This window comes from Gelidibacter pelagius (genome assembly GCF_017581925.1).
In the GTDB taxonomy this organism is placed as follows: Bacteria; Bacteroidota; Bacteroidia; order Flavobacteriales; family Flavobacteriaceae; genus Gelidibacter; species Gelidibacter pelagius.
Genome location: NZ_JAGEVG010000022.1, coordinates 1 through 13,029, shown reverse-complemented (window position 1 = coordinate 13,029; position 13,029 = coordinate 1). Strand labels below are relative to the sequence as shown.

The following is a 13,029-nucleotide window of genomic DNA, read 5'->3' as shown; positions in this document are numbered from 1 at the left end:
GTGTGAGTAAAAAAAATCTTTATAGTCTTATTGCCATTCTTCTCGTTTTGGGGGTCTATGGCTATGAACATTTCTTAAAGGAAGAAGAATCTTCGGAGTTTATAAAAGAAGGCGAGCGTGTCAAATCTGATACGAGAGCCTTCTTTTTACCTTCAAGTACAACAGGTCAGGTGATACATCATCAAGGCTATTCGCTTTCTTATAGTGAGCCTCATGAACAGGCGGAGTGGGTGGCTTATGAGCTGAAAAAGTCACACCTCGCAAAGTCCAACTTTGAACGGCCTTATTTTGAAATCGACAAAGCCGTCAAAACCGGTGCCGCAAGCTGGCGAAATTATAAAAACTCCGGATATGACCGAGGGCATCTACTCCCCGCAGGAGATAGAACCTACGATAAGCGAGCCTATGATGAAACTTTTTTGACCAGTAATATCAGTCCCCAAGATCCTGAGTTTAATGCGGGTATTTGGAACACATTAGAACAGAAAATCCGTTATTGGGCAAAGAAATATGATGGTGTTTTTGTGGTGACCGGTGGTGTTTTAAAAGGCGATCTAAAAACTATTGGCAACGAGAAAGTGGCAGTTCCAGAATTGTTCTATAAAATTGTCTATGATCCGGATAATCAAAAAATGATTGCTTTTGTGATGCCGAATAGAGATTCCAACGCGCCTTTGTATAATTTCGTGGTATCTGTGGATTCAGTGGAGGTACTAACCGGAATTGATTTTTTTCCTGCATTGGAAGACCATATAGAAGATCGATTGGAAGCAGTATCTGACTTTAAAGGTTGGAGTTTCAACTAAATTTTTGAAGCATGCCCTTCCAACGGGTCGCACGGATAAATTGACCCTGTTCCTTGGTCACTAAATAATCCTGTCCCTCTTTTTTGGCTTTAAAGAAACCAGACATATAATCTTTAAATAAGGAAAGACTTTTCTTTTTGTAAGCTAATTTCGAAGCAGATATCAAGGTGATTAAAAACCCATATCGCATTTTATACATGGCTTCACCTTGTAAGTATTTTGAAGCTTTGTTATAGCTGATCCCCGTAGGTTTTAAATGTTTCACCTGAAGCTCTGAATCTGTTAAAATCTCCCATCCATAAAATTTAGCCAGGAGTTCGTCAACCGTGTCCCAACCCATGGACGGTTTTAGCTTCCCGATTTCAATGAAGCAGTTCTTTCGATATGCTTTTAGAGCACCACGAATATGATCTTTTCTGGTCAGATTTTCTAAAACCCAATGTCCGTTCTGTTCGATATAGCAAAACCCTGAGGCCATGCCAAGTTTGGCATTGGTTGTGAAATGATGCGCCAGGCGTTCTAAATAATTCGATGGGAAAATTAAATCAGCATCAAATTTGCAAATCACATCGAAGTTGTCATCAAGTTGTTCATAGCCTTTATAAAAAGCATTTATAATTTTTGAACCTGGCAAATGTTGATCAGAGGACTCATTGTTTATTAATGAAATCCAAGAATATTTAATGACATATCGCTTTACAATCGCTGAGGTTTCGTCAGACGAATGATCATCAACTACCACTATTTTTTTAGGTGTCAAGGTTTGATTGACCAAGGACTCCAATGTTAGTCCTATGGAATCCTGTTCGTTATGGGCGGGTATAATGATGTAGAAATTCAAAAGCTGATGATTTGAAGACTAAAGTTAAACTCTTTCAGCGTAAACGATATAATATCTTGGGGTAAACCAGCGAAGTACTGGTCTAATGCCAATTTTCTTAGTGGGATTGGTCCATTTTTGTCGCGCTTTAATGGTCCAGCCTGCTTTTTCGAGCAACCAATCAAATTGCCAGTCTTCAAATTCATGGTAATGCCTGTCGCGCATATCTGTCTTGCTTCTATACGCAGATGCGAACCATAATTTTAAAGGGACGCTGGCAACCAGTTTATTTGAATTGATTTTTTGTAAAACTGTAAAAGGGGAAAGTAAATGTTCAAATATCTCAAAGGCAGTCACTACATCGCACTCTGAATCTTCAAGTGCTGAGGTGTCGATATCTAAATCTTCGCCAGCTGTGTTTTTAATGTCATACCCATGATCCCTCATGATTTTAGAAAATGGATTTTCAACTCCTAAATCTAAAATTTTATCGGATGGATTGATATGGTTTTTTAAAAATTCCAAGGTCAGTCGATATCTTTTAAATGGGAATTTTCCTTCGTACATTTCATGTGTATTTGCTTGCCAAAGGTACAATAATATTATATTTACAAACTAACTAAGTTTTTTTGAATTTCTAATTATGACTGACCGATTGAGGCAATTTTTCATACTTTCATTAGTAATCTTTATTGGTCAATTCAGTTTTTCACAAGTTTATGAAGTTTCTTCGTTCGTAAAAATAAATGAATCCAATGGTGATTTTAATGAGGCTTTAAATGCAGAGGATTGGTTTGGTAATTCGGTAACCGGTATTGGGGATTTGGATGGAGATGGTGTATTGGATGTGGCTGTTGGGGCCATGCAAGATGATGAGAATGGATTTAACAAAGGGGCTATTTATATTTTATTTTTAAACCCGGATGGATCGGTTAAACGCAGTCAAAAGATAGCCCAGGGCATAGGGGGATTCAACGAAATTCTGGAGGATTCAGATATTTTTGGTGTGTCAGTTTCGCTTCTAGGCGATATGAATGGTGATGGTAAAATCGAAATTGCTGTGGGTGCTGAATATGATGGCGATGGTGGTTTTCATCATGGTGCTGTATACATTTTGTCTTTGAATACTGATGGAACAGTTTTCTCACATCAAAAAATAAGTAGTTTGCATGGTGGTTTTAATGGAGTTTTGGGAGTATGGGATGTTTTTGGGTCAGCTGTTGAATCTCTAGGGGACTTAGATGGAGATGGGATACAGGATATAGCTGTTGGAGCACGAAGAGATGATGATGGCGGCACTGAAAGAGGTGCAATTTGGATTTTGTTTTTAAACCATGATTTTACTGTAAAGAGCTATCAAAAGATTAGTTCTACATCGGGAAACTTTTTCGGATCACTTAGTAATGGTGATTATTTTGGAAGCGCTATAGCCAATTTAGGAGATTTAAATGGTGATGGCATAATTGATATAGCTGTAGGAGCCTATAGAGACAACGACGGCGGAAGTAATAGAGGTGCAATTTATATATTGTTCTTAAATGCTGATGGTACAGTTAAGTCACGTCAAAAAATTAGCCAAACCGAAGGCGGTTTTAATGATAGCTTATATGACAACGCTCATTTTGGTAAATCTATAGATTTGATTTTTGACATTAATCAGGATGGGAAAAAGGAGATTTTAGTCGGGAACAGTGGTTATGGGGATTATTCCAACTCAAATGATGGATCTTTTTATATCTTAAATCTTAATAGCGATGGCACGGTGGATAGTTATGAAAAGTATGGGGCCAATTTAAATGGTTTTGAAGGGAACTTGAATAATAATGATTTTTTCGGTTGGTCAGTGGCGTATATTGGGGCAAATGATTGTGGCTTTTCTGTTATTTCTGGAGCTTATGGTGATAGCGAAAATGGACATCAAAAAGGAGCTGTTTGGGTATTAAACATTGGTGAGCCTTCATTTAATTTAGAATCATTTGATAATCCCACGAGCTGTGGTTCACAAGATGGAACTATGACTATTTCGGGATTGACAAATAACTTGGCCTATACAATAACCTACAACGATGGGGCTCCGAATTCCATCGTTCAGATTTCTGATGCATCAGGAGAGCTGGTTCTGACAGGATTTAGCTCGGGCATTTATTCAGATATAACCGTTACAGAAAACAGTACCGGGTGTTCAGATAATTTGGGTCAAATTGATTTTATTGATCCAGATTTAATGATGAACATGATATCAATAAATCCATCAGGTTGTGTCGTCCAAGATGGAAGTATAACTTTCACAGGACTTATTGCCAATAGACAATATAGAATTACTTATTTTGAAGATGTGCAGCAAGCGGTTACACAAACTTCAAATTCCATTGGAGAAATAACTTTGGACGGACTTGGTGCTGGTCTTTATAAAAATATTGTGGTCGAAGATATCCTCAATGGTTGTTTAGATAGCGTTGCTAAAGTGACTCTCGAGACAACGGACTTTGATCCATCTATGACCTCTGAAAGTCCGTCAACTTGTAGTTCCACGGATGGATCACTAATAATCACTGGATTGTCTGCTGGTTTTTCTTACGATATAGCTTATACTCTGGAATCATCCACAACTACGAAATCCTTTATTGCTGATGCAAATGGACAGGTCATAGTTTCAGGATTGGTTCATGGGTATTATACAGACTTAGTAGTTGAAGAATCCTTGACTGAGTGTTCAAAGTTATTTGGTTCGGTTGATCTTTTATCACCACTATTTACAGCCACAATTGAGTTGTGGGATGAGGGTGTATGTGGGACAAACACAGGGATGATGATCATTTCTGATTTAGCTCCAGGTAGTTCTTATAACTTAACTTACAATTTTGAATCTGTAGACTATTCATATCATTATATAGCAGATTCTGATGGGACAATTAAAGTTTCAGGATTAAGCGCCGGCATATATAGCAACATTACTATTGGTGCCGAATCAAGTACTTGCCAGATTACTTCGTTATTGTCGTCAGAATTGGCTTGTGTTGAAGATGAACGAAACTGTTTCAAGACCAAATCTTTTTTCACTCCTAATAATGACGGCTATAACGACTATTGGTTTTTAGAAACAGGTTTGAATAAATGTGATTATAAAGTATTTATTTATGATAGATTTGGAAAATTATTAAAAACTCTGACTCCAGAAGACAATAAATGGGATGGAACCTATAAAGGCAATAACATGCCTTCAACGGATTATTGGTACACCATAAATTATCTTAACGAGGACCAATCTTTTCAATATAAATCAAATTTTTCATTAAAAAGGTGACTTCTTAATATTGATAAACTATCGCATTGATATGCATGCCACCACCGACGCTGGCAAACATGATGATGTCGCCTTTGGTGAGAGAATGGTTTTCTAATTTGTTATTTCTGACCAGATCAAATAAGGTGGGAATGGTGGCCACTGAGCTGTTTCCCAATTCGTGAATGCTCATGGGCATGATGCCTTCAGGAATTTCAGTATCATAAAGTTTATAAAAACGCTTTAATATGGCTTCATCCATTTTCTCGTTGGCCTGATGGATGAAAATCTTTTTCACTTCCTTAATGTCCTTGCCACTTTTGTCCAAACAGGTTTTCATGGCCAAAGGCACATTGTTAAGTGCAAATTCATAGATTTTTCTACCGTCCATTTTGATGTATCGGGTATCGGCGCACAAATCTTTGTTATTTGAATTTCCAAAATATAAAAAATAAGCTTCATCATAGGTAAAGCTCCCGGTTTCATGGGCTAAGATCCCACCTTCATCATCTGTCGCCTCGACTATTGTGGCGCCAGCGCCATCGCTATAAATCATGGAATCACGATCGTGCTTGTCCACCACTCTGGAAAGCGTTTCAGAACCAATAACCAGACATTTTTTAGCAATTCCTGCCTTGATAAAGGCATTGGCTTGTATAACCCCTTCAATCCATCCCGGACAACCAAAAAGGATGTCATAGGCGACGCATTTGGAGCTTTTGATTCGTAAGCTGTGTTTAACACGAGATGCTAAGCATGGCAACACATCGGTTTGGATGGTATTGTGTTTGACGTCACCAAAGTTATGGGCCATGATGATATAATCCAAAGTTTCAGGATCGATTTTGGCATCAGCGATGGCTTTTTCAGCCGCAAAAAAAGCAAGATCCGAAGAGGTCAAATGGTCATAGGCATAACGGCGTTCGTCAATACCAGTAATCGCTTTGAATTTTTCAATGATTACCGAATTGGGATGGGGCAAACTGGAGCCATCAGCATTTAGAAAATGGTGTTGCCCGAAACTTTCATTCTTCTCAACCGTACTTGGTATGTAGCTACCCGTGCCTGTAATCTTTATCGCCATTTGATTTGAAATTTTATTCAATTTACTAATGTACTTAATATTCGTTTTGTTTGTCGCCAATAGTGGCCTTTATTGTTAATTTTTGCCAAATTATCAAAAATATGGCAGCTACAAATAAAAATCAATAAAAAAGCGCTCATTTAATAATTAAAGGAGCGCTTTAGGTCATGATTTAACCGATTTTAGATTTAAGCTTCCATATATTCTTCAATTGGTGCACAAGTACATATAAGGTTCCTGTCGCCATAAGCGTCATCTACACGTCTTACGGACGGCCAAAACTTATTGTCTCGGATATAATCCAACGGAAATGCTGCCGCTTCTCTTGAGTATGGAAAATCCCACTGATCTGAAGTCAACATCGCCAAAGTATGGGGTGCATTTTTAAGCACGTTATTTGGATCATCTTTGGAGGCTTGGTCAATTTCTTTTCTAATCGAAATCATGGCGTCACAAAAGCGATCCATTTCGTCCTTGCTTTCACTTTCGGTAGGCTCTATCATCAATGTCCCTGCTACTGGGAAGGAAACTGTTGGTGCATGGAATCCATAGTCCATCAAGCGTTTTGCAATGTCGCTAACTTCAATACCATTGTCTTTAAAAGGTCGGCAATCCACAATCATTTCGTGGGCTGCGCGTCCGCGTTCTCCAGAATATAAAGTATCAAACTGCCCTTGCAAGCGTTGCTTGATATAGTTGGCATTTAAAATGGCTGTTTGGGTTGCTTTGGTCAATCCTTCAGCACCTAACATCTTGATATAACCATAGGAAATCAAGCACACCAATGAAGAACCAAAAGGTGCACCAGAAATAGCCGTGATCGCTTTCTCTCCACCTGTTTTGATGATTGGGTTTCCTGGTAAAAACGGCACTAATTGTTCGGCTACGCAAATTGGACCAACACCTGGTCCACCACCACCGTGTGGAATGGCAAATGTTTTGTGCAAATTGAGATGACATACGTCCGCGCCAATGTTTCCTGGATTTGTCAAGCCGACTTGAGCGTTCATATTGGCGCCATCCATATAGACTTGACCGCCGTTATCATGAATAATTTGGGTGATTTCCTTAATGGCAGACTCATAAACACCATGGGTTGATGGATAGGTTACCATCAAACACGATAAATTATCTTTATGCTTAAGCGCTTTTTCGCGTAAATCGTCAACGTCAATATTGCCTTCTTCTGTAGATTTAGTCACGACCACTTTCATTCCTGCCATCACTGCGCTTGCAGGATTGGTACCATGTGCGGAAGATGGTATCAAACAAATGTTACGATGGCCTTCATTGCGGGATTCATGATACGCTTTGATTACCATTAAACCTGCAAACTCACCTTGGGCACCAGAATTTGGTTGCAAGGATGTGCCAGCAAAACCTGTGATTTCAGTCAGTTGGTCCTCCAAAGCTTTTAAAACGATGTGATAACCTTCTGCTTGCTCAACTGGACAAAACGGATGAACGGTGCCCCAATTAGGCCAACTCAATGGCAGCATTTCTGCGGCAGCGTTTAGTTTCATTGTACAAGAGCCCAAAGGAATCATGGAATGGTTTAATGATAAATCTTTGCGCTCCAACATTTTGATGTATCGCATCAACTCCGTTTCAGAATGGTGTTTGTTGAACACCTCCATGGTCATAAATTCCGACTCACGCTGTAAATTTTTATCTATATTATTGGCAGCTTCAATTTCTGTTAGGACAATTGTATCTTTTTGGCGGTTCTCAGCGAAAATAGCGATGATTTCGTTGGCATCTTTTAATGAGGTTGTTTCGTTGATGGAAATCGTTACGGTATCTGCATTTGGATAGTTGAAATTTACTTCATGACGCTCCGCTATGGTTTTTATTGCATCGGCATTGGCCTCAATGTTAATCGTATCAAAAAATGATGCATTTTTTTGTTTGTAGCCCAATTGGTTCAATGCCTTTGCTACGCTTGACGCTGTATTGTGAACTTTAGAAGCAATAAACTGTAAGCCTTTCGGGCCGTGATAAACCGCGTACATTGCTGCCATAACCGCTAATAATACTTGTGCGGTACAAATATTAGACGTTGCTCTATCGCGTTTAATATGTTGCTCACGTGTTTGTAAGGCCATACGTAAGGCTCTATTCCCATTCATATCTTTGGTCACCCCAATAATACGACCTGGCAAATCACGTTTGTATTCGTCCTTAGTGGCAAAATAGGCAGCATGTGGACCTCCATATCCCATAGGAATTCCGAAGCGTTGAGTCGTTCCAACAACGACGTCAGCACCAAATTTACCTGGAGCTTCCAATTTTACCAAGCTTAAAATATCCGCAGCGACCGCTACTTTTATTTGATTTGCATTTGCTTTTTCTATGAATGATTTGATGTCGCTTACCAAGCCATCTTTTCCCGGATACTGTAAAATCGCACCGAAAAATTCAGATGAAAAACTAAATTCATCTTCATTTCCAATGACCAGCTCAATGCCAATAGGTGCAGATCTGGTTTGTAATAAGGACAAGGTTTGTGGTAAAATAGCGTCAGAAACAAAAAACTTATTAACGTTATCTTTCTTTTGATCTCGCTCACGAACGGCAAATAGGAGGCTCATGGCTTCTGCGGCCGCTGTACTTTCATCAAGTAAAGAGGCATTGGCAATTTCCATACCGGTCAAATCGGTGACCATGGTTTGAAAGTTTAAGAGCGCTTCCAATCGTCCTTGTGCAATTTCAGCTTGATAAGGCGTATAGGCTGTATACCAACCTGGATTTTCCAAAACGTTGCGCTGAATAACCGCAGGAACAATGGTAGGATGGTAGCCTAAGCCGATATATGATTTGAAGATTTTATTCTTTTTTGAAAGCTCATGAATATGATTGTTGTATTCATACTCAGACATTGGTGGATCGAGCTTCAGTCCGTTTTTCAATCGGATATTGTCGGGAACTGTTTCGTAGATCAATTGATCTAAGCTGTCCACTCCAATGGCTTTGAGCATTAAATTTTGGTCACTTTCGTCTGGACCAATATGGCGAAGAGCAAAACTGTTTGTATTCATTAAGATAGTGTTGTGTTAGATTCACACCTGCGCGTGAAATTCAATTAATAAGCTCCTGTGATTCTATGGAAATGAGGTGCTTTTTTACAACCGCGAATTTACGCAAAAATTGGCCATTTTTAGTTAACGAAATCTAAAGTTTTTAACCAATTGAAGGTCTTATTAACACAATGCTTATTTTTGTAAGATGAAGAGGGTTAAGCCTTTGTTTGATTTTTATATCAATAGTAGCATTCACGTGGCCTTGGCTGTGTTTTCCATGACTTATGTGACCATGTTGGAACTTCATTTGCCAGCAGATTGGCCTTTGTTCTGCTTTGTCTTTTTTTCTACGATTACGGGTTATAATTTTGTGAAGTATTTTGGAATGGCAAAGTTTCACCATCGGAGACTGGCAAGATGGTTGAAAGTTGTTCAAGTATTTTCATTGGTGTGTTTCCTTTTGATGCTTTGGTTTATGTGGCAATTAAAGCCTAAAACGATTGTTTATATCGCTGTTTTTGGAGTGGTTACATTTTTGTATGCCATTCCTTTTTTGCCGAAACGGTATTTTGTGGATCAGCAAAAAAACCTTAGAAACATTGGCGGTTTGAAAGTGTATGTGATTGCCATGGTCTGGGCTGGAGTCACTGTTTTGCTTCCCGTATTGGATAAAAATGGGGTGTTTAGTTGGGATGTTTGGCTTACCTCAATTCAACGATTTTTATTGGTCATGCTTTTGATGTTGCCTTTTGAAATAAGAGATTTGAAATATGACAGTTTGAAGTTGGCTACGATTCCTCAGAAAATAGGAATCAAAAACACAAAGATTATGGGAGTTTTGGTGGGCATGGTTTTTTTGATACTGGAGTTTTTAAAGGACGAATTGAGCCAGAAACTGATGGTGTTAACCTTGACGGTTACATTGATAACCTGTCTGTTTATAGTATTTGCCGATAAAAAAAGGAGCGATTATTACAGTTCTTTTTGGGTAGAAAGTGTACCGATAGTTTGGTTGGTCTTACACTTGGTTTTTTAACTGTTCGTTTAAACGGTCTTCCATAAGTTTACGTTCGCTGTACTCTAAACATTCTAAGTTGGAAGATTTTAGCGTCTTTGTCAATTTGGTGTTTCTGTTGACGTATAATCGTGTGGCACGGCACCAAAGATACCTGAAGCTTAGTTTGAGTTTTTCCCATATGGTCGATTCACGATATTGTGACTTGTCACAAATATGAAATGCTTCTTCTTTTGAAATAATAAATAATCTTAACATTGCTATGATTTAAACCAATTTTTCTCCATGCATTCTGCCAAAGCTATACGTGCACGATGAATAATGACCCATAAGTTAGACGGAGTGATGTTGAGTTCATTACAAATCGTTTCTGTTTCATAATTTAAAATGGTCTTCATTTTGAACACGGTGGCCTGTCTTTCTGATAGTTTACTCATACAATCGTAAATGGCATCACCAAGCTCTGTATTTTCAAGAATGTCCTGAGCATTTAAATAAGTCATGTCTTCCACGCGTTCTTCAAGCCAATCCCCTTCGTTTTCATCGGTATTGTACGTCATTCGAACTTCGGCTTGACCTTTCTTGGAATTAATTTTTCTATAATAATCGATAATTTTTCGTTTTAAGATAGAAATAAGCCAAGTACGTTCGCTGGCTTCGCCTTTGAAATTTTTCATAGACTTTAAGCCGGCGAAAAAAGTATCCTGGATGATATCTTTAGCAATTTCGCGGTCATTGACCCGGCTGATCGTGTAATTAAAGAGATAATCCGAATAAAGTTCAATCCACCTATTAGGGTTGATTTGATGATTTGGCATCTGTTTTATAGCAATTTATATCAAAATTAAGTAAATAAATCTTAATAGTTGATCAAATTAACTAAAGCGTTTTGGATGTTTTCGTAATTAAATTTGAAACCATTTTCCAATAGACGTTTGGGAATCACATTTCTGCTTTTGAGAATTAGTTCAGTTTCAGTCCCTATAAGTTTTGCTCCGAAAGTTAAGAGCCATTCAGGATGTGAAATTCCAATAGAGATCCTCATGGTTTTTCTTAAGGTCAGCATCAGGGTCTTATTGTCCGTTGGTTTTGGGACACAGAGGTTGAAATTTCCTGAAAGTTCAGAGTGATTAGTTAAAAAGTCGACAGCGCTTACAAAATCCTCTTCATGGATCCAACTCACTTTCTGATTGCCTGAGCCTTGTGTGCCACCCAATCTAAATTTGGTCAATGTTTTAAGTGGGATAAGCGCACCGCCATGTTTGCCAATTACGATAGCTGTACGAAGCGCTATTTTTCGAGTCCTCGTATTGGTGATGGCGTAAAATGCGTGTTCCCATGATTTGGCTATATTCATAGAGAAATCATCGCCAATGATACCCGTTTCTTCATCGTTTTCTCTTATTAGCGAATGATCATAAATGGTGGATGTGGAGGCATTCATCCAAAGTTTTGGAGGATGTTCGCATAAATTGATAGCCTGTCCCAAGATATTGGTGGCGTCTATTCTTGAGTCATATATTAGTTTTTTATTGGCTTCAGTATATCTACAATCCACCGATTGTCCTGTCAAATTAATAAGGATATCTGCATGCTCCAAGACCTTTGTCCATTCTCCTAAGTCTTTAGCATTCCAATAGATGTTGTTTTCTCTTTTAGGATGTCTTGTTAGTATGGTTACCGAATAGCCTTTTTCTATGAAATAGTTTTCGAGAACTTGACCTAAAAAGCCACTTCCGCCTGCAATTATTAAGCTTTTCATTTTATCTGCTTTTTATTCCCATCAATGGGTTTTAATACGTCGATATTTTTCTTGATCTAAAGGGTTATTTTTTATTTATACTTAGAGGAGTTGTTCTGAGGTTCTTGATTTTTATCACCTATTTCTATATGTTTTGTTGAGTGAGGTTGTTCCACTTTGCTTTGGGGAGCTCGTAAATCCATTTTTTTAGAGATGATTATTGTAAGATAAATTGCCAATAGAGCAGGGATTGCGACAAAAGCTAAAATAAAATTGCCCATGTCTAAATGACTGTTACCAACAACTATCCAGAATAAAAAGAAGACGATGACACTGGCAAGATATATTTTTACATGTTTGTCTTTTGGCTGAATAAACAACAGGTAAATTCCTAAAACAACTTGAATTAAGCCTGTAAGCATAGTTGAAAGCAGTGCGTAGAATAGAAAAATATTGAAAATAGTTCCCACTAATCCGAGTAGAATTGGTAAACCTATCGCAAGAATATTTAAACGGAATATTAACTTCATATCGATTATTTGAAACTTTCAGAAATTATTGAAAGTATATTGTAAATTTTTTTATTTGATCAATTTTATCAAAGATTTTGTAATCCAGTTTTGTTGTTGGTTCACGATTTTGTTTAACATGGCATCAGCAGTTTCGGTAAGGTCATAAAGGGCCTTGGTTTGTTTGATCAATTCTTTTGTTTTTTCAGTGCCATCATCTTTGATCGACGAGACCTCCTTTAACACTTTTACGACGGGCTGGATTTCCCGTCTGCTTCTTTCTTTGGCGATAATGCGCGCCAATTCCTGTACATCTTTTTCTGTGGTAAAATATTCTTTACGCTCTCCTGGAATTAATTCTTTGGTGACAATTCCCCAATCCATCAGTTGACGTAAATTCATACTGGTATTACCGCGAGATATTTGAAGTTGCTCCATAATATCTTCCATGGACAAAGGCTTTGTTGAAATAAAAAGTAAGGCTTGAATCTGGGCCATCGCTTTATTAATGCCCCAAAGTGTACCGAGGCTTCCCCAGGTACTAATGAATTTTTCTTTTGCTTCTTGATATTCCATGACACAAATATATGATAATTTTTAAACTTTCAATAATTATTGAAAGCTTATTTTATAATTGATGTGAAAAGATTATTGACAATTGGCACTTGCAATGAATAAAAATTGAAACGTTCGACCCTTCCAGGGTCGCTGCACGGATGTTAATTCTTTCTATAAACGTTGGATTCCTCTG

The 13,029-nt window shown here is 38.1% G+C and carries 12 protein-coding genes; 3 read left to right on the top strand and 9 right to left on the bottom strand.

The genetic code is table 11. The annotated features are described in order from the left end of the window. The first annotated feature begins 2 nt into the window (after positions 1–2). Positions 3–806: a DNA/RNA non-specific endonuclease gene (locus tag J4051_RS16075; protein WP_208234901.1), complete on the top strand. Its 804-nt coding sequence runs from the start codon at positions 3–5 to the stop codon at positions 804–806. Here J4051_RS16075 and J4051_RS16070 read toward each other — a convergent pair. Next, a complete protein-coding gene (locus J4051_RS16070) occupies positions 799–1,647 on the bottom strand; it encodes a glycosyltransferase (protein ID WP_208234900.1) in 849 nt (282 codons plus the stop codon). The two genes, J4051_RS16075 and J4051_RS16070, sit on opposite strands and share 8 nt — an antisense overlap. Positions 1,648–1,671: 24 nt before the next feature. Beyond that, positions 1,672–2,193, bottom strand: coding sequence for a methyltransferase domain-containing protein (locus J4051_RS16065; protein WP_208234899.1), 522 nt, complete (start codon positions 2,191–2,193; stop codon positions 1,672–1,674). A 76-nt stretch (positions 2,194–2,269) separates the two neighbouring features. On the opposite strand from J4051_RS16065, the gene J4051_RS16060 reads away from it, so the two are divergent. After that, on the top strand, positions 2,270–4,930 hold the full coding sequence (locus J4051_RS16060) for a T9SS type B sorting domain-containing protein (protein ID WP_208234898.1): 2,661 nt from the start codon (positions 2,270–2,272) through the stop codon (positions 4,928–4,930). A 4-nt stretch (positions 4,931–4,934) separates the two neighbouring features. Here J4051_RS16060 and J4051_RS16055 read toward each other — a convergent pair whose 3' ends face one another. Further along, entirely contained in the window at positions 4,935–5,993 is a 1,059-nt protein-coding gene (locus tag J4051_RS16055) for a 3-oxoacyl-ACP synthase III family protein (protein WP_208234897.1), read from the bottom strand. Between the two features lie 188 nt (positions 5,994–6,181). Then, positions 6,182–9,031, bottom strand: a complete 2,850-nt coding sequence (gcvP, locus tag J4051_RS16050; protein ID WP_208234896.1) for an aminomethyl-transferring glycine dehydrogenase — start codon at positions 9,029–9,031, stop codon at positions 6,182–6,184. A 187-nt stretch (positions 9,032–9,218) separates the two neighbouring features. Between gcvP and J4051_RS16045 the strand changes: the two genes are divergently transcribed. Beyond that, on the top strand, positions 9,219–10,049 hold the full coding sequence (locus tag J4051_RS16045) for a UbiA prenyltransferase family protein (protein ID WP_208234895.1): 831 nt from the start codon (positions 9,219–9,221) through the stop codon (positions 10,047–10,049). Here the strand turns inward: J4051_RS16045 and J4051_RS16040 are convergent. From J4051_RS16040 to J4051_RS16020, 5 genes are all read right to left on the bottom strand, one after another. After that, positions 10,032–10,286: a hypothetical protein gene (locus J4051_RS16040; RefSeq protein WP_208234894.1), complete on the bottom strand. Its 255-nt coding sequence runs from the start codon at positions 10,284–10,286 to the stop codon at positions 10,032–10,034. The genes J4051_RS16045 and J4051_RS16040 overlap by 18 nt on opposite strands. A 2-nt stretch (positions 10,287–10,288) precedes the next feature. After that, a complete protein-coding gene (locus J4051_RS16035) occupies positions 10,289–10,846 on the bottom strand; it encodes a sigma-70 family RNA polymerase sigma factor (RefSeq protein WP_208234893.1) in 558 nt (185 codons plus the stop codon). 41 nt (positions 10,847–10,887) lie between these two features. Next, the gene (locus J4051_RS16030; protein ID WP_208234892.1) at positions 10,888–11,790 is read right to left on the bottom strand and encodes a TIGR01777 family oxidoreductase; all 903 of its coding nucleotides are present in this window, start codon (positions 11,788–11,790) and stop codon (positions 10,888–10,890) included. Between the two features lie 71 nt (positions 11,791–11,861). Beyond that, the gene (locus tag J4051_RS16025) at positions 11,862–12,299 is read right to left on the bottom strand and encodes a hypothetical protein (RefSeq protein ID WP_208234891.1); all 438 of its coding nucleotides are present in this window, start codon (positions 12,297–12,299) and stop codon (positions 11,862–11,864) included. 51 nt (positions 12,300–12,350) lie between these two features. After that, entirely contained in the window at positions 12,351–12,854 is a 504-nt protein-coding gene (locus J4051_RS16020; RefSeq protein ID WP_208234890.1) for a GbsR/MarR family transcriptional regulator, read from the bottom strand. Positions 12,855–13,029 lie beyond the last annotated feature (175 nt).